This window comes from Bradyrhizobium sp. SZCCT0148 (assembly GCF_018129985.1).
GTDB classification, from domain to species: Bacteria; Pseudomonadota; Alphaproteobacteria; order Rhizobiales; family Xanthobacteraceae; genus Bradyrhizobium; species Bradyrhizobium japonicum_H.
In genome coordinates this window covers 1204440-1220821 of sequence record NZ_JAFCKT010000001.1, presented here as the reverse complement: position 1 = coordinate 1220821, position 16382 = coordinate 1204440, and the positions used below count along the sequence as shown (strand labels likewise).

Below are 16382 nucleotides of genomic sequence, written 5' to 3'. Positions count from 1 at the left end.
CAGGTTGGAATGTCAAGCGCAGCCGTCCGCCACGCCGCGATCGCGTTACGCCACGCGGCCGTGGGTCTCGACAGCGTATTCCGGATCGGCCTCGCAGATCACGCGGTTGCGGCCGTTGCGCTTGGCGGCGTAGAGGCAGGAATCGGCTCGCTCGATCAGCGCATCGGTGTCGTCGCCCGGCTTGAGCATGGAGACGCCGACGGAGATGGTGACACGGCCGAGGATCTCGCCGGTGGACTTCTTCTTTAATTCCTTCGCCATCACCGCGCGGCGGATGTGGTCGGCCACCGTGAGGGCCTGACGCAGCCCGGTGTTGGGCAGCACCACCGCGAATTCCTCGCCGCCATAACGCGCGGTGATGTCCTGGCCCTTGATAGTCTGCTTCAGCGACAGGCCGACGAGCCGCAGCACCTGGTCGCCCGTGAGATGGCCGTAGGAATCGTTGAACGACTTGAAGTGATCGATGTCGAACAGCAACAGCGACAGCGGCTCGCCCGAGGCAAGCGCGGTTTGCACAGCCATGTCGATCATGCGGTCGAAGTATTTGCGGTTGCCAAGGCCGGTGAGCGGATCGGTTAGGCTTTCGGCGCGGATCGCCTCGAGGCTCTGCTGGAGGTTGCTGATCTCGTTCTTCGACAGCGTCAGGCGGTCTTCCAGCGTCTTGTTGGTCTCGCGCATCTCGCTGGTCGAACGCAGCAGCGTTTCGACGATCGACTTGATCTGCTCGCGGCTCTTGGCCGACGCCAGTTTCTCGGTGGCGCCCGACAGGCTGGCATCGTAGGAGCCGGTCACGCCGAGTGCGTCGCTCAAGACCTTCATCACGTCGTCGATTTCGCCGATGACGCGCGCGCCGACCTTGTCGATGCGGTCGGTGGTCTTGATGTGGGAGAGATAGGTCTCGTAGATCTGCTCGAGATCGGCTTCAGTCAGCTTGCCGCTGCGCGCCAGCGTCTCGTTGATGATCTTGTTGAGGGGCGCGTTGTAGCCGGTGGCGTAGACGTACCAGATCTCATAGTTGCGGGGAATTGCCGTCTGCCGCAGCGATCGGATCTGCCCGAGCGCTACCTCGGCGAACGCCATCGTGCGTTCGTGTTCGTCGAGAACGTTGACCACGGACATACCCCACAGCGGTCGTTGCGCCGACGACCGCAGCAATACTTAAATTATGCTCGTAGGCTAACGGACGATCGTGAATGCCCCGTAAATATACGTTCCCGGATACGCCTAAAAAATTGTGCGGAGACTTTGCTCAACCGAAAGCCTGAAGCGCTTTGCGTTTCAGGCCCCGGCGGGGGAACGAACCGGCCGCAGCAGAAATGCCGGCAGATGCGAGTGATCGCCCGGCTCGGTGTCGGCCTCGCGCGGTCGGCGTGGCTCGGGCCGGCCGATCGACGGCACATGCGACGGATTGGCTTGCTGGCGTGAACCATGACGCTCGGATGACTGCCTGGCTTCACGCGGAGGTCTTGCCTCGCGTGCGGGCCTCGCTTCGCGTTCGGGTCTTGCCTCGGGAGCGGGCCGTGTTTCGGCTGCTGGCCGAGCCTCGACGCGCGGCTCGTGGCTGCGCTCACGGTCGCGACCGCCGCGCTGCGGCTTGCCGCGTCCGCCACGTGTGCGCTCGCGGCCGCGCGACTCGCGCGGGCGATCACTGTGTTCGCCGGTGTCGGCACTCACTTCATAGTCGCCTTCGGCGCGCGGAATACTCTGGCCGATCAGCTTCTCGATCGCCACCATCGACTTCTGGTCGAGCGGCGTGACGAGCGAGATCGCGGTGCCGGTGCGACCGGCGCGGCCGGTACGGCCGACGCGATGGACGTAGTCGTCGGGGTGGTGGGGAACGTCGAAATTGAAGACGTGGCTGACCTCGGGAATGTCGAGGCCGCGGGCGGCGACGTCGGAGGCGACCAGCAGCGGCAGCTCGCCCTTGCGAAATTGTTCAAGCGCCGCCGTGCGGGCCGACTGGTCCATGTCGCCGTGCAGCGCGCCGACGCTGAAGCCGTGCTTCTGCAGCGATTTGTGAACGATTGCGACCTCGCGCTTGCGATTGCAGAAGATAATCGCGTTCTGGAGGTCCTTGGCTTCGCGCAGCAGGCGGCGCAACAATTCGCGCTTCTCATGCGCTTCGCGCCCGGCAGGGACCTGACACTGCGTGACGGTCACGGCCGTGGTGGCCGGCTTGGACACTTCGACCTTCTGCGGGTTGTGCAGGAAGGTCTCGGTGATGCGCCGGATTTCCGGCGGCATGGTCGCGGTGAAGAACAGGGTCTGCCGCGTGAACGGGACGAGCTTGCAGACGCGTTCGATGTCGGGAATGAAGCCCATGTCCAGCATGCGATCGGCTTCGTCGATGACGAGCAGCTCGACGCCGGTGAGGAGCAGACCGCCGCGCTCGGTATGGTCGAGCAGGCGGCCGGGGGTGGCGATCAGCACGTCGACGCCGCGCGTCAGCTTGGCATCCTGGTCGCCGAAGGAAACGCCGCCGATCAGGAGGGCGACGTTGAGTTTCTGGCCGGCGCCGTAGCGGTCGAAGTTTTCCTTGACCTGCGCCGCGAGCTCTCGGGTCGGCTCGAGGATCAGCGTGCGCGGCATGCGTGCGCGGGCGCGACCCTTCTCGAGGATGGTGAGCATCGGCAGCACGAAGGCCGCGGTCTTGCCGGTGCCGGTCTGGGCGATGCCGAGCACGTCCTTGCGAGCGAGGACGTGTGGGATCGCCTGTTCCTGAATGGGGGTGGGGGTGGTGTAACCGGTGGCCGCCACTGCGGCGAGGACTTTTTCGGATAGTCCGAGATTTGAAAAGGACATTGAGCCTCTGGTCGAAACCGCCGTTCGGAATCGAGGGTAATAAGGCTGTCGCGTTCCACCCCGAAACGGCGCGCTCTCAAAGAAGCTGGGGGTGCTGACTCACGCGAACAAAGCGCCAGGCTCAGGAATCGCTCTTCGATACCGAACCGCGTCGAACCGGAACATAGGGGGGAATCGGCCAAAGTCAATGGAGCGGGCGCGGGAAGGCCCTAAAAAACCTGAGGTTTTTGCCAAATAGCGGGTGCGACTGGGGTTTTCCGCCCGACCGCGCGCCCGGGCCGGAGCCGCCAAAACGGCGGCTAACGCCCATCCGAGCCCCGCGCCCGGAAGTCGCCGGGGGCCATGCCGTAGGCGGCATTGAAGACCCGGTAATAAGTCGCCAGGCTCTCGAAGCCGCAGGAGGTCGCGATGTCGGCGATCAGCCGCTCCGGTGCCTCCCGCATCAGGCGGCGGCTCTGCTTCAGGCGTTCGTCGGTCACCGTTTGCGAGAAGCTCTTCGCCGCGGTCTCGAACAGCATGTGCAGGTGGCGCACGGACACGCCGAGCTGGTCGGCCACCATCGTCGGCGCCAGATCCGGGTTTTGCAGGTGGCCCGCGATCAGGCGCCGGGCTTGCGAGAGGCGGGCGGTCCGCAGCGCGGCCTGTCCGCGCCGGCTGCCGGGCCTGAGGATGCCTCGCTCGATCAGCGCCAGATGGGCCAGAGCCTGGACGAGGGCGGTCGCAACGTCGGCGCTCCCGTCGGTGGCCCCATCGAGGTCGGCAAAGCAGGCGCCGAGCAGCGGCGCCAGCGTGGGATCGCCGAAGGTCCGGGGCGCAAGCTCGCGCATCCGCCTGTCCTGCGCCGGAATGCTGCTGACCGGGATCTTCAGGATCCGCAGGTGGAAGCCTCCGGCGCCGACCGGCGCGGTGCGGTAGGGCAGATCGGTGTGGCTGGTGGCGAAATCGCCCGGGGCGATGGCAAAGTCGTTTCCGCGCATGCCGCCGAACCAGCCGCCAGTGCCGAGCTGCTGGTAGACACAGATGCTGTCGCCGGGTGCGTAAGCGATGTCGGAGCTGCTGCGCTCGACTGTATAGTGCGAGGCCTTCAGCTCGACGAGGCCGGCGCCGCCGAGCTGGCGCAGCGAGAATTCGCCGAAGAAATCCCCGCGCCGTTCGCGCTCGAGTTCGGCGGTGACGCCGAACAGACCTTTGGAGCGCACCTCGCGCCAATAGTCGAAGCGATCCTTCGCCTCGACTTCGTCGGTACACCAGCGATACACGTCAGCCCCCTCGCGTCCAGTGCGTTTGCGCGATGCCAAAGAAGGAGCAGATTCCAGCGTAATCTGCCATAGGCAGAACCTGGAAACCGGGGCCCGGGCGCTTGAACCCTCGTTACGTCTGGGGCGACTATCACACAGCGGCAAGGGGTCCAATGAACTGCCGTTCGAGAGAACCGGCGTGGCGCCGTTCTGCAACGGGAATTTTGCGATGACGCGTCGGCTTTTCGGAATTCTGGCGGTCCTTGGCCTGGCGGCGAGCTTGAGCGGCTTCGTCGCCCCCGCACATGCCGAGAAGCGTGTTGCGCTCGTCATCGGCAACAACGATTACCGGAACGTCCCGAAGCTGCTCAAGGCGGTCAACGACGCCCGCACCATGGGCGATACGCTCAAGCAGCTCGGCTTCTCGGTGATGGTCGCCGAGAACCAGAGCCGGCAGCAATTCTCCGAGACGCTTCTCGCCTTCGACAAGGCGATCGAGCCCGGCGACACCGCGTTCTTCTTCTACGCCGGCCACGGCTTCGAGATCGCGGGCCAGAACTACCTGCTGCCGACCGACGTGCCGGCGGCGACCGAAGGTCAGGAAGAGCTGGTGCGCGACGCTTCGATCCTGGCCGACCGCATCGTCGAGCGCCTCCAGAACAAGAAGGCGCGGACGTCGATCCTGGTGTTCGACGCCTGCCGCAACAACCCGTTCGAGCGCAAAGGCACCCGCGCGGTCGCCGGCGGCGGCGGTCTTGCTCCGATGGTGCAACTGCCCGAGGGCGTGTTCTCGGTGTTCTCGGCCGGTCCCCGCCAGACCGCGCTCGATCGCCTCTCCAACGACGACGCCAATCCCAATTCGGTGTTCACGCGCACCTTCGCCAAAGAGCTGCTGCGGCCCGGCGAGAATCTCGTGCAGGTGGCGCAGCGCACCCGCCGTGCCGTCAGCGAGATGGCCGACACCGTCAAGCACAGGCAGGTGCCGGTCTATTTCGACCAGATGGTCGACGACGTCTTCCTCAGCGGCACAGCGAAGGATTCCATCGCGCGGCCGGCCGATCCGCCGCCGCAGAAGCTTGCCGCGCTACCGCCTGTGTCGGTGCCGCAGATGCCGAAGGAAGAAACGATCAACGCGCCGATCGCGAGTTTCTCGCGGCACAATGGCGGCTGGAGCGTCGTGTTCTCCTTTGCCGACCCGACGCTCGGCATTTCCTGGCGCATGGCCGGCAAGGGCGACTTCCGCGAGACCGGCTTCATCGACACGCTCGATCCGCGCACGCGCAAACGAATGCCGAACCCGTCGATCGAGTTGCCGCCGGATGCCGCGGCCGGCACCATCGAGGTCCGCTATGTCGATCAGTCCGGCGACATGCAGGGGCCGTTCCCGATCCGGTTCGATCCCGAGGCCGCATTGATCCGCGACCAGCGCAAGATCCTCGACATGACGTCGACGAGCTGGCTGTCGTTCCGTGAGTTCAACGGGCTGCTGGTCTACTACACGCACCTCGTGTCGTACCGCTGCGCCATCCGCGAGGTGCGCATCGGCATCGACAGCGCCGTGCCCAACCAGGTGCTGAAGATGCCCGCTTGCGACATGCGCGACCCCAGTGCGATCACCGCCGGCATGCCGCTCTACATGAAGCTCGCTCCAAGCACGCAGTCCGTCTCTGTGGAACTGACCTATCGCGACGGCAGCGTCTCGGAGATCAAGAGTTTCCGAGCCGCGAACCGCAATAACAATTGAAGCCGGAGTGATCGCGCAGGGCGCGACGGGATGGACGAAGTTTAATCGGACAAGCCAGCACTGGAAGTGTTAGAGCCGGGGATGATAAAATTCCTGATCGTTGCGCTGCTCACGACGCTTCCGGTGCTGGCGCAAACGACCCCAATCCCCACGCCGCCAGTCACCGACAGGGAACGCGTCCAAGCGGACCGTGCGAAAGCCGCCGAGGATGAAAAGGGGGCTCCGTCCACCCGTCCGTGGGATCGCGACGCCGACGGCAAGCGTCCGTGGGAACGGAAATCGTCAAAGCCCTGAGACGAGCAGATCGCCGTTCGCCGCTGGCGAGAGGAACAACTCCTCGGTCAGCTGGATTGTCCACCGAACCAGGGAGACGATCCATGATCCGCAAGTCCATTCTCATAGCCTTCGCATGTGTGGCGCTTTCGACGACTGCCTTTGCCCAGGGAGGCGGCGGTGGCGGAGGGGGAGGCGGCGGTGGTGCGGGGGGCGGCGCCGGCGCGGGTGCTGCTGCCGGGTCGGCGAGTGGCGGCGCGGGATCCGCGGCAAGCTCGGGTGCGGGAACAGGCACGTCATCCAGCAGCGCCAATTCGGGGCCGTCGGCTCCATCAGGCATGGGGACGCATGGCACGACCACTGGAGCCAACGTCAACACCAACAACAGCCAGAACAATCCGAACGTTCAGTCGCCGACTGCGAACGGCACGTCGCCGACAGCCGCGCAAGCTGAGCGGAACGCCGGGGTTGGTCACGCCCCGAACGGGTTGCCGATCGGAAGCCCGGGCACCGGGACCAGCAACGAGGATCAGAAATAAATCGGCTTCCGTCCATGAAAGGCCCGCGCAGTGCGGGCCTTTCTCGTCTCGGGCGATCGGCGTCCTAAAATGCGCAGGTGCTCCCGGCTTTCGAGCAGGCTATGCTAGAGCACGGGCCGGCGTGATCACAGGTGCCGGCCGGCGTTGAAATACGTATCCAGATTTAGGCGCGCGGCCGGAATCGGCGTTACATTGTCCGCCATGTCTTGATCGAACTCGCATCGCGGATCGTGGCTGCCATGACCTCCGGCCAACAAGCGAACCGGACGAAAAGAGTCCGTTGCTGCATCGTCGGCGGTGGGCCCGCCGGGATGATGCTCGGCTATCTCCTGGGGCGGGCCGGCATCGAAGTCTTGGTGCTGGAGAAGCATGCCGATTTCTTCCGCGATTTCCGCGGCGACACCGTGCATCCCTCGACGCTCGAGGTAATGGACGAGCTTGGCCTGATCGATGGCTTCCTGAAGCTGCCGCATCAGCGCCTGCAGAAGATGGATGGCCTGTTCGACGGCACGCCGGTGCGCATCGCCGATCTCTCCCGGCTCCGCACCAAATACCCCTTCATTGCCTTCATGCCGCAATGGGACTTCCTGAACTTCCTGCGCGAGGCCGGCCGGCGCTTCGCCTCGCTCGAAGTGATGATGAGAGCCGAGGCGGTCGATCTGATCCGCCGCGGCGAGACGATCGCCGGGGTGCAGGCGAAGACGCCTGACGGCATCGTCGACATCGAAGCCGATCTCACCATTGCCTGCGACGGCCGCCATTCGACGGTGCGCGAGCGTGCGGGCCTCGGCGTCGAGGAAATCGGCGCGCCGATGGACGTGCTGTGGTTCCGCGCCGGCCGCAAATCCGACGAAACGGAAAACGTGTTCGCGCGCGTCGAGCCGGGCAAGATGATGATCATGTTCGATCGCGGCGACTATTGGCAGTGCGCTTATGTCATCGCCAAGGGACAGTATGAGGCGGTGAAAGCGAGGGGACTGCAGGCGCTGCTCGACGACGTCGTGCGCATGGCGCCGATCCTGAAGGCCGGCATCGCCGACGTGAAGAGCTTCGACGACGTCAAGCTGCTGACCGTCGCCATCAACCGCATGGCGCGCTGGACGCGGCCGGGCCTGCTCTGCATCGGCGATGCCGCGCATGCGATGTCGCCGGTCGGCGGCGTCGGCGTCAATCTCGCCGTGCAGGACGCGGTCGCGACCGCCAATCTCCTGGCGGACAAGCTGCAGCACGGCTGCCCGTCCGAGAACGATCTCGACGCCGTACGCCGCCGTCGCGAATTCCCGGTGAGGATGACGCAGCGGATGCAGGTGATCGTGCAGAACAAGATCATCAGCGGCGCCTTGCACGGGAACGATCGGCCGCTGCAGGTGCCGCTGATCGTGCGCCTGATCACTGCGCTACCGTGGCTGCAGGGCATCCCGGCGCGCTTGCTTGCGCTCGGCGTGCGACCCGAGCATGTGCATTCGAAGGCTGCGCCGTCATCGGAGCGCAGCAATTCGGTAGGGATAATTTCGCGTTAAATCGGGCCTGCGGCGTTGCGTGCCTGCAACAGCGCCGAGGGATTTGCGGACCAGCGCGGGCCCACGCGCCACGTTAACTTTGTTGATTCGAATTTTAGTAACACCCGTCTGTGACCGTGCCTGCATCAAAGGACACGGGGTGTACCATGCGTAACAAGTTGATTGCCGCCTTCGCCTGCACGACCGCTCTGGTTACGGCCGGCGCGGCCTCCGCCGCCGATCTCGGTGCGCGCTATACGAAGGCGCCGGCCTATGTGGAGCCGCTGTTCAACTGGACCGGCTTCTATGTCGGCGGCCACATCGGTGGCGCATGGACCAACGAGCAGTTCGTCAACAACGGGATCGGCGCGCCGTTCGGCGATCTCGTCCCGGGCCAGGGCTATCGTCAGCGCGGATCCGGCATCATGGGCGGTGCGCAGATCGGCTACAACTGGCAGGCCAACAACTACGTGTTCGGCATGGAAGGCACGATCTCCGGCCTCGACAACAAGGGCTCGTTCACCAACACCGCGTTCGGTGCCGGTGACGACGTGTTCTCCTGGCGCGCCAACGTGCTCGCGACCGTGGTCGGCCGCGCCGGCTTCGCCGTGCAGAACAACCTCTTCTACATCAAGGGTGGCTATGCCGGCGTGAACAACCGCCTGTCGGTCAGCGACACTGTCGGCCCGGCGACGGGCTCCGGCGGTCAGACTCACTGGGCCAACGGCTGGACCGTCGGCGCCGGCTGGGAATACGGCATCACCCGCAACTGGATCGTCGGCCTCGAGTACAATTACGCGGCCTTCGGCAGCCAGACCTATCAGCTTGGCGGCACCTCGGGGAACTACACTTTCGATGCCAAGCCGCGCGACATTCAATGGGCGGTCGTGCGCGCGAGCTACAAGTTCGACGCCCCGACCATCGGCCGTTACTGAGCACGTCGACGCAACGCGACCAACGATCAAAAAAAGCACTGCCAAAATTCAAAAGCCCCGGACTTTGTCCGGGGCTTCTTTTTGCATTCTCCGATAGCGTGCGGCTCAGGCTCAGGCCATCACCGAGAAGCCGCCATCGATAGGGATTGCGGTGCCCGTGACGAAGGTCGATGCAGGCGATGCCAGGAACACGGTGATGCCGGCGAAATCGTCGATGTCGCCCCAGCGCCCCGCAGGCGTGCGCGCCAGCACCCGCTCGTGCAATCCCGACACCTGCTGCCGCGCGCCGCGGGTGAGGTCGGTGTCGATCCAGCCTGGCAGGATCGCATTGACCTGGATGTTGTCCGGCGCCCAGGCATTGGCGCAGGCGCGCGTGTACTGCACGATGCCGCCCTTGCTGGCAGCATAGGCGGTGGCAAAGCTCGCGCCGAAGATCGACATCATCGAGCCGATGTTGATCACCTTGCCGTTGCCTGACGCCTTCAGGTGCGGATAGGCGAGCTTGGAGCACAGGAAGGCGCTGGTGAGGTTGGTTTCGATCACCTTGTTCCACTCGTCGAGTTCGAGTTCGTGCGGCGGCTTGCGGATGCTCATGCCGGCATTGTTGACGAGGATATCGATGCGACCGAGATCTTTCACCACGCGCGCGATCATGGCCTCGATCGCCGCTTTGTCGGTGACGTCGGTCGCAACCGCGATCGCCTTGACGCCACGCTGCTTGAGGTCTTCGACGGCTGCCTTGGACTTGGCTTCGTTGCGTCCGACCACGGCGATGTCGGCACCGGCATCGGCAAGGCCGCGGGCCATGCCGAGCCCGATGCCGCCGTTACCTCCCGTGACGATCGCGACCTTGCCGCGGAGATCGAACCGGCTGGATGTCATGCTTGTATTCCCTGGTTTCTTTTATTGGTTGCTCTGCCAGATCAGCACCAGTCCGAAGCCGGCCATGGCGGCGCCATAGCCAGCCCACTGCAGCTGGTCGACCATGAAGCTCGATCGCGGCCAGGGAACCGTGCCCGTGCCCTGTCCGATCCAGAGCAGCCCGATGGCGAGAGCAAACAGGCCTGCCACAAGCAGAAATCTGCGCATGCATTCCTCCCCGGCGGTCCGCTTCTATCGCGACTCGCGGCATCAACGATTGCCGCGGCCACGAAAGCTTGGGCCACACATAACCGTAGCTTTGGCTCGGATACAATGGCGCCGCCGGCAGCGGCCAACGCGGCGAAGCCTGGCACAGGTCGCGATCCCGGGGCGGGCGGTCACCAAATCATGTGAGTGATGGAAACCCGGCTCGCCGCTGCGGCTGGCGAAGGGCAGCATTGGTCGCCCGACGACGCCATAACGAAAAAGCCCCGGCGATGCCGGGGCTTTGACGTCTGAACTTGCGTTCGGCTCAGTACTTGGCGACGACCGGACCGGTCCAGTTGAAGCGGTAGACCAGCGAGGTGGAGATCGTCTGGTTCCAGCTGTTGGCGCGGATGTCGCGGCCGACCAGCGCATTGGTACCATCGAACAGCTCGTTCGAGGTCTTGGCATCGTAGAAGGCCGAACGATACTCGGTCTTCATGAACCAGCCGGGCGAGGAGACGCCGAAGATGTTCAGGCTGTTCTCGACACCGCCGCCGACGAACCAGCCGTTGCGGTTGTAGCTGTTCAGGTGGATGCCAGCGGGAGTGCCGCCCAGCGTCGTGAAGTTGGTCTGGCCGAAGTGGGCGCCAGAGTAACCGCCGTTGACGTAGGATAGAACGTTCGGGGCGACCAGCCAGCCGAGGCGCACGCCCGCGGCCCAGGAGGTTTCCAGCTTCTGATTGCCGGTGATGCCAGCGATCGGATCCTGGATGGTGGCGCGGATGCTGCCGAACTGGCCGTCAGCGAACACGCCGGCAACCCAGGTGCCGCTGAACTGCCAGTCGTAACCGGCGCCGACAGTGCCGAACCAGCCGGAGCCGCCCTGGCGCTGGTCGATCGTCAGCGGAATCGCACCAACGGTGGTCTGGACGTGCTGGTCGGCATTGGAGAGGCCGCCGCCGCCGCCGCCGAACACGTAGAAGCCGGTCCAGTTGGCGACGGGCGCCGGCATGGGGGCCTTCACGTAGGGACGGGCACCGAGATCGGCAGCCGAGGCGGAACCCGTCATCGCGGCAACCGCGGTCAGAGCGAGCAAAATCTTCTTCATGTCAAAATCCCCAACCTTGGTCTGTCTAGCAGCGCGAGCGCACTGTGTTCGTTTCATCTGATGCCCGGACTATAGACGTTTCCTGCGGGAATGCTGTTGCAGGGCAAGCACAGTCGCCGGAAAACGCCGGTGCGTGGGTATTTTGGCTGCAATTGTCAAAATATGAAATAACCATTTGTATTCAGTAGCTTGTCGGGATTTTCGAGTCTCGGATTCAGGTAGGGTTTCGTTAGGAAATCCGGCTTTGTCCGAAATGGAGGCAGCCGTGCTTCGCCTTGAGCGCCTGAGTCGCTGGCCGAGTCGCCGCGACGGTGGCGCGATTCGTTCAAACCCATGCAGACCCTCGGTGACGCCGTCTCGCCCCCTGAAACGCAAAAAGCCCCGGCTTTTGGCCGGGGCTCTCGACGAAGCGCTATTGCGCCGCCGGCTCAAACGTCCAGGAGCTCGTCGCTGGCGAATTCGGCCTTGTCCGTGATGAAGGCGAATCGCGCCTCGGCCTTCGTGCCCATCAGGCGCTCCACCGAATCCGCAGTGGTATCGCGGTCGTCGGGCAGCAGAACCACCTTGAGCAGCGTGCGCTTGGCAGGATCCATGGTGGTCTCCTTGAGCTGCGCCGGCATCATCTCGCCGAGGCCTTTGAAGCGGTTCACCTCGACCTTGGCGTTGGCGTTGAACGCGCTCTTGATCAGCTCTTCCTTGTGCTTGTCGTCGCGCGCGTAGACCGACTTGGTGCCGTGCGTGAGTTTGTAGAGCGGCGGCACCGCGAGGAAGAGATGTCCTTCGTCGATCAGCTTCGGCATCTGCCGGTAGAAGAAGGTGATCAGGAGCGAGGCGATGTGGGCGCCGTCGACGTCGGCGTCGGTCATGATGATGATACGCTGATAGCGCAGATCCTCTTCGCGATATTGCAGGAGCTGACCGCAGCCGATCGCCTGCACGAGGTCGGAGAGCTGGGCATTCGCCGTCAACTTGTCCTTCCCGGCGGAGGCGACGTTGAGGATCTTACCGCGCAAGGGCAGCACCGCTTGCGTCTTGCGATCGCGTGCCTGCTTGGCGCTGCCGCCGGCCGAGTCACCCTCGACGATGAAGAGCTCGGAGCCGTCGGTGCCGGCATCGGTGCAGTCGGCGAGCTTGCCGGGCAGGCGCAGCTTCTTGCCGGCAGTTTTCCGCGCGGTCTCTTTCTCCTGCCGCCGCCGCAGCCGTTCCTCGGCGCGGTCGATCACGAAATCGAGCAGCCGGTTCGCCATGTTCGGATTGCCCGACAGCCAATGGTCGAACGGATCCTTCATCGCCTGTTCGACGATGCGCTGCGCTTCGGCCGTGGCGAGACGATCCTTGGTCTGTCCCTGGAATTCGGGCTCGCGCACGAACACCGACAGCATCACCGCGGCTCCGACCATCACGTCTTCCGACGTAATGGACGAGGCGCGCTTGCCCTGGCCAACGCGCTCGGCGTGATCCTTCAGGCCGCGCAGCAGCGCGCTGCGCAAGCCGGATTCATGCGTGCCGCCATCGGGCGTCGGCACCGTGTTGGTGTAGGAGGACAGGAAGCCGTCGGCATCCGCGGTCCAGGCCACGGCCCATTCGCAGGCGCCATGCGCGCCGTTGCGGCCCGATTTGCCGGAGAAGATATCCGGGTGCACCAGCGTGTCGGCGTGGATCGCTGCCGCAAGATAGTCCTTGAGCCCGCCCGGAAAGTGGAAGGTCGCTTCCGCCGGCACGTCCTCGACGCCCTTGAGCAGCTCGGGCGCGCAATTCCAGCGGATCTCGACGCCGCCGAACAGATACGCTTTCGAACGCGTCATCTTGAACAGGCGCTGCGGCTTGAACGCGGCCTTGGCGCCGAAGATGTCGGTATCGGGCTTGAACCGGACGCGCGTGCCGCGCCGGTTGTTGATCTTGCCGAGGTCCTCGAGCTTGCCCTTGGGATGGCCGCGCTCGAACGTCATGCGGTAGAGCTTCTGGCTGCGCGCGACCTCCACCTCGAGCAGCGAGGAGAGGGCGTTCACCACGGAGATGCCGACGCCGTGCAGACCGCCCGAGGTCTCGTAGACCTTGCTGTCGAACTTGCCGCCCGAATGCAGCGTGCACATGATGACTTCGAGCGCCGACTTCTTCGGGAACTTCGGATGCGGATCGATCGGGATGCCGCGACCGTTGTCCGTGACGGTAAGAAAACCATCCGCGGAGAGCTCGACGCCGATGAAGGTGGCGTGTCCGGCCAGCGCTTCGTCCATCGAGTTGTCGATGACTTCGGCGAACAGATGATGCAGCGCCTTTTCGTCGGTGCCGCCGATATACATGCCGGGCCGCCGCCGTACCGGCTCCAGGCCTTCGAGCACCTCAATGTCGGCTGCGGTGTAGTCGGCCTCGCCGCCGGTTCCGCGCGGCGCCGTCTTGGGCGCGCTGCGCGCTTTTGGCTCATCGCCGCCAAAAAAATCGTCTTTTGCTTTGGGTTTCAACTGCTTGGACATATATCTTGATACGCTGTGAGGGGCCGCATCAGCGGCGAATCGGTTGGGCCGACTATGCCACTTCTGAATTGGAAAGGTTACCGCGGGGCGAGCCGGGCGGTGCGGTTGGGAGCCACATCCCGGCGATTTTACGCCGCAGGCCCAGCAATTGCCGGCAATTTGACCGGCTGGTCCGGGCTGAGCCGAGCTTTGTGACTTGATGTCACACAACCCCTTGGCTTACCAGTCCTTTTTATTGAAGCAGCACCTTGAGACAGGGCGGGAAGGCTAATCTGGAATGGAGCAGTTTGCGCACGCCCTGGCCGATTTCGTGCGCGTTCACCAAGCCTGGGCGGCTCCGATCGTCTTCCTGCTGGCGTTCGGGGAGTCGCTTGCCTTCATCTCGCTGCTGATCCCGGCGTGGGGTGCGCTGGTGGCGATCGGCGCGCTGATCGGGGCAAGTGGCATCAGCTTCTACCCGGTCTGGATCGCCGGCGGCCTCGGTGCGGCGCTGGGCGACTGGGTCTCGTACTGGTTCGGTTTCCGCTACAAGGAGAGGGTCGCCCAGATGTGGCCGCTCTCGCGCTATCCGGAGCTCCTGCCGAGAGGCGAGGCTTTCGTGCGCAGCTGGGGCATCCCCAGCATCTTCATCGGCCGCTTCTTCGGCCCGTTGCGCGCCTCGGTGCCGCTGGCGGCCGGCATTTTCGAGATGCCTTATTGGAGCTTCCAAGCCGCCAATTTCATATCGGCCCTGATCTGGTCGGCTGTGCTCCTGCTGTTCGGCGACGTGCTCGCCAAGATCATGGAATGGATCTGGCGGGTGATCTGACGCCGAAACCTTGACGGAAGCCCGATCTGGCCTTATAGCCGCGCGCCATGATCAACGCCGCGACCATCCTGTTTGCCCGTCGCCGCCGCCGCACTCTTGCGGTTTGGGCGGTCGATCGCGTTTGAGATCATCGTCTTTGCCGCTGGATCCGATCCGCGGCATTCTTTCTCCTGTCAGCGCGATCTGATCCGGCGGCCCCCCGAGGAGGCCCAGCAGGAGACCACGATGTACACGCCACCCTTTTTCAAGCAGGACCGCGCCGCGAGCCTGAAATTCGCCGAGGAGCGCGGCTTCGGCACCATGTGCGCCTTTGACGGCAAGAAGCCGATTGCCTCGCCGTTGCCGTTCTATCTGACCTATGCGGCCGACGGCACACCGCAGGCCGCCTTTCATGTCGCCCGTCACAATCCGCTGCTAAAGCTCGCAAGCGGCGATGCGTCCTGGCTGCTCGCGGTCAACGGCCCCGATGCCTATGTGTCGCCGGACTGGTACGTCTCGCCGGACCAGGTGCCGACCTGGCTCTACCAGTCGGTGCATCTGAGCGGGCCGGTGCGGATGCTGTCGGATGACGAATTGGCGGTACAGATCGACACGCTCAGCGACAAGTTCGAGATCTGGCTGTTGCCAAAGACGCCGTGGACGTCGGGCAAGATGACGGCCGGACGGCTTGAGACGCTGAAGAAGGGGATCGTTGGTCTGGTGATGACGGTTGATGAGGTCGAAGGCAGCTTCAAGCTCAACCAGCACAAATCCGACGCCGACTATACGGCGATCGCCAATGCGCTCAGTGCCGGCGATGCCGACGCCAGGCAGATCTCACATTTGATGCGGCAGGCAAGGCCGCAGGTTTTTGCAAACGACACGAACATGCTCGAAGGGAGCGCGCCATGAGCCTCGCTGACATCAAACAGGCCCCGAAGGGCGCTGCCACCAAACCCGCAACCGTCTTCGTCGACGGCGGCTCCGGCACCACCGGTCTCGGCATCAACGAGCGGCTGAAGCACCAGAGCGACGTCGAGGTGAAGACGATCCCCGACGACAAGCGCAAGGACCCCGCTGCCAAGAAGGCGCTGATGGAGGAGGTGGACCTCGTCATCCTCTGTCTGCCCGACGATGCCGCCAGGGAGACGGTCGCGCTGGTCGACAGCATGGGCACCTCGGGCCCGAAGGTGCTCGACGCCTCGACCGCCTACCGGGTCGCACCCGACTGGGCCTACGGCTTTCCGGAACTGACGCCGGACCAGGCCGGCAAGATCAAGGCGGCGAAGAAAGTCTCCAACCCCGGCTGCTATCCGACCGGTGCGATCGCACTGCTGCGGCCGATCGTCGATGCCGGCCTGCTGCCGCAGGATTATCCCGTCACGGTCAACGCGGTGAGCGGCTATTCCGGCGGCGGCAAGTCGATGATCGCGAGCTTCGAGGACGGCAGCGCGCCGTCGTTCGAGCTGTACGGCCTTGGCTTCGAGCACAAGCATCTGCCGGAGATGCAGCTCTATTCGCACCTGACGCGGCGGCCGATCTTCATTCCCTCGGTCGGCAACTACCGGCAGGGCATGCTGGTCTCGGTGCCGCTGCAGCTCGACACGCTGCCGGGCAAACCCGGGGGTGCCGACCTCCAGGCAGCGCTCGCCAAGCGCTACGCCGGCTCGAAATACGTCAAGGCGATGCCGCTCCAGAACGAGGCGAGCAAAGGCGGCCGGATCGAGCCGGAAGCGCTGAACGAGACCAACATGCTCGAGCTCTACGTCTTTGCCAGCGACAAACATCACCAGGCCGTGCTCGTCGCCCGGCTCGACAATCTTGGCAAGGGTGCCTCGGGCGCAGCCGTGCAGAACACGCGGCTGATGCTCGGCCTCGCAGAGACGTGACCGATTTGGCGTTGAAGGAGCATCTG

The 16382-nt window shown here is 64.5% G+C and carries 14 protein-coding genes; 7 read left to right on the top strand and 7 right to left on the bottom strand.

Translation table 11 applies throughout. The features are described 5' to 3' along the window. Positions 1–45 precede the first annotated feature (45 nt). The 3 genes from JQ580_RS05920 to JQ580_RS05910 form a co-directional block, all read right to left on the bottom strand. Positions 46–1113 carry a GGDEF domain-containing protein gene (locus JQ580_RS05920; protein WP_212278735.1) on the bottom strand — a complete coding sequence of 356 codons (1068 nt, stop codon included), beginning with the start codon at positions 1111–1113 and terminating at the stop codon, positions 46–48. A 165-nt stretch (positions 1114–1278) separates the two neighbouring features. After that, on the bottom strand, positions 1279–2802 hold the full coding sequence (locus JQ580_RS05915) for a DEAD/DEAH box helicase (RefSeq protein ID WP_212278734.1): 1524 nt from the start codon (positions 2800–2802) through the stop codon (positions 1279–1281). A gap of 299 nt (positions 2803–3101) precedes the next feature. After that, complete coding sequence (locus JQ580_RS05910) at positions 3102–4061, bottom strand: helix-turn-helix domain-containing protein (RefSeq protein ID WP_212278733.1); 960 nt, start codon at positions 4059–4061, stop codon at positions 3102–3104. 208 nt (positions 4062–4269) lie between these two features. Here JQ580_RS05910 and JQ580_RS05905 point away from each other — a divergent pair, with 208 nt between their 5' ends. From JQ580_RS05905 to JQ580_RS05890, 4 genes are all read left to right on the top strand, one after another. Further along, complete coding sequence (locus tag JQ580_RS05905) at positions 4270–5784, top strand: caspase family protein (RefSeq protein WP_212278732.1); 1515 nt, start codon at positions 4270–4272, stop codon at positions 5782–5784. Positions 5785–5865: 81 nt separating this feature from the next. Next, positions 5866–6078 carry a hypothetical protein gene (locus tag JQ580_RS05900; protein ID WP_212278731.1) on the top strand — a complete coding sequence of 71 codons (213 nt, stop codon included), beginning with the start codon at positions 5866–5868 and terminating at the stop codon, positions 6076–6078. A 757-nt stretch (positions 6079–6835) separates the two neighbouring features. Continuing rightward, entirely contained in the window at positions 6836–8116 is a 1281-nt protein-coding gene (locus JQ580_RS05895; RefSeq protein WP_212278730.1) for an FAD-dependent oxidoreductase, read from the top strand. 146 nt (positions 8117–8262) lie between these two features. Further along, complete coding sequence (locus JQ580_RS05890) at positions 8263–9030, top strand: outer membrane protein (RefSeq protein WP_212278729.1); 768 nt, start codon at positions 8263–8265, stop codon at positions 9028–9030. 111 nt (positions 9031–9141) lie between these two features. On the opposite strand, the gene JQ580_RS05885 is transcribed toward JQ580_RS05890, so the two are convergent. From JQ580_RS05885 to parE, 4 genes are all read right to left on the bottom strand, one after another. Next, positions 9142–9912 (bottom strand): SDR family NAD(P)-dependent oxidoreductase, encoded by a 771-nt coding sequence (locus JQ580_RS05885; RefSeq protein WP_212278728.1) that lies wholly within the window; start codon positions 9910–9912, stop codon positions 9142–9144. Between the two features lie 21 nt (positions 9913–9933). Then, positions 9934–10119: a hypothetical protein gene (locus JQ580_RS05880; protein ID WP_106950856.1), complete on the bottom strand. Its 186-nt coding sequence runs from the start codon at positions 10117–10119 to the stop codon at positions 9934–9936. A 304-nt stretch (positions 10120–10423) separates the two neighbouring features. Further along, on the bottom strand, positions 10424–11206 hold the full coding sequence (locus JQ580_RS05875; protein WP_212278727.1) for an outer membrane protein: 783 nt from the start codon (positions 11204–11206) through the stop codon (positions 10424–10426). Positions 11207–11634: 428 nt separating this feature from the next. After that, positions 11635–13680: a DNA topoisomerase IV subunit B gene (gene parE / locus JQ580_RS05870; protein ID WP_212278726.1), complete on the bottom strand. Its 2046-nt coding sequence runs from the start codon at positions 13678–13680 to the stop codon at positions 11635–11637. 277 nt (positions 13681–13957) lie between these two features. On the opposite strand from parE, the gene JQ580_RS05865 reads away from it, so the two are divergent. From JQ580_RS05865 to argC, 3 genes are all read left to right on the top strand, one after another. Continuing rightward, the gene (locus JQ580_RS05865) at positions 13958–14488 is read left to right on the top strand and encodes a DedA family protein (RefSeq protein ID WP_212278725.1); all 531 of its coding nucleotides are present in this window, start codon (positions 13958–13960) and stop codon (positions 14486–14488) included. A gap of 225 nt (positions 14489–14713) precedes the next feature. After that, the gene (locus JQ580_RS05860) at positions 14714–15379 is read left to right on the top strand and encodes an FMN-binding negative transcriptional regulator (RefSeq protein ID WP_212278724.1); all 666 of its coding nucleotides are present in this window, start codon (positions 14714–14716) and stop codon (positions 15377–15379) included. After that, entirely contained in the window at positions 15376–16356 is a 981-nt protein-coding gene (argC, locus tag JQ580_RS05855) for an N-acetyl-gamma-glutamyl-phosphate reductase (protein WP_212278723.1), read from the top strand. Before JQ580_RS05860 ends, argC begins: the two co-directional genes overlap by 4 nt. Positions 16357–16382: the final 26 nt, after the last annotated feature.

Coding starts and splice junctions, on each gene's coding strand:
- JQ580_RS05915 (WP_212278734.1), bottom strand. CDS start 2,802: ATGTCCTTTTCAAATCTCGGACTATCCGAAAAAGTCCTCGCCGCAGTG.
- JQ580_RS05905 (WP_212278732.1), top strand. CDS start 4,270: ATGACGCGTCGGCTTTTCGGAATTCTGGCGGTCCTTGGCCTGGCGGCG.
- JQ580_RS05900 (WP_212278731.1), top strand. CDS start 5,866: ATGATAAAATTCCTGATCGTTGCGCTGCTCACGACGCTTCCGGTGCTG.
- JQ580_RS05895 (WP_212278730.1), top strand. CDS start 6,836: ATGACCTCCGGCCAACAAGCGAACCGGACGAAAAGAGTCCGTTGCTGC.
- JQ580_RS05890 (WP_212278729.1), top strand. CDS start 8,263: ATGCGTAACAAGTTGATTGCCGCCTTCGCCTGCACGACCGCTCTGGTT.
- JQ580_RS05885 (WP_212278728.1), bottom strand. CDS start 9,912: ATGACATCCAGCCGGTTCGATCTCCGCGGCAAGGTCGCGATCGTCACG.
- JQ580_RS05880 (WP_106950856.1), bottom strand. CDS start 10,119: ATGCGCAGATTTCTGCTTGTGGCAGGCCTGTTTGCTCTCGCCATCGGG.
- JQ580_RS05875 (WP_212278727.1), bottom strand. CDS start 11,206: ATGAAGAAGATTTTGCTCGCTCTGACCGCGGTTGCCGCGATGACGGGT.
- parE (WP_212278726.1), bottom strand. CDS start 13,680: ATGTCCAAGCAGTTGAAACCCAAAGCAAAAGACGATTTTTTTGGCGGC.
- JQ580_RS05865 (WP_212278725.1), top strand. CDS start 13,958: ATGGAGCAGTTTGCGCACGCCCTGGCCGATTTCGTGCGCGTTCACCAA.
- JQ580_RS05860 (WP_212278724.1), top strand. CDS start 14,714: ATGTACACGCCACCCTTTTTCAAGCAGGACCGCGCCGCGAGCCTGAAA.
- argC (WP_212278723.1), top strand. CDS start 15,376: ATGAGCCTCGCTGACATCAAACAGGCCCCGAAGGGCGCTGCCACCAAA.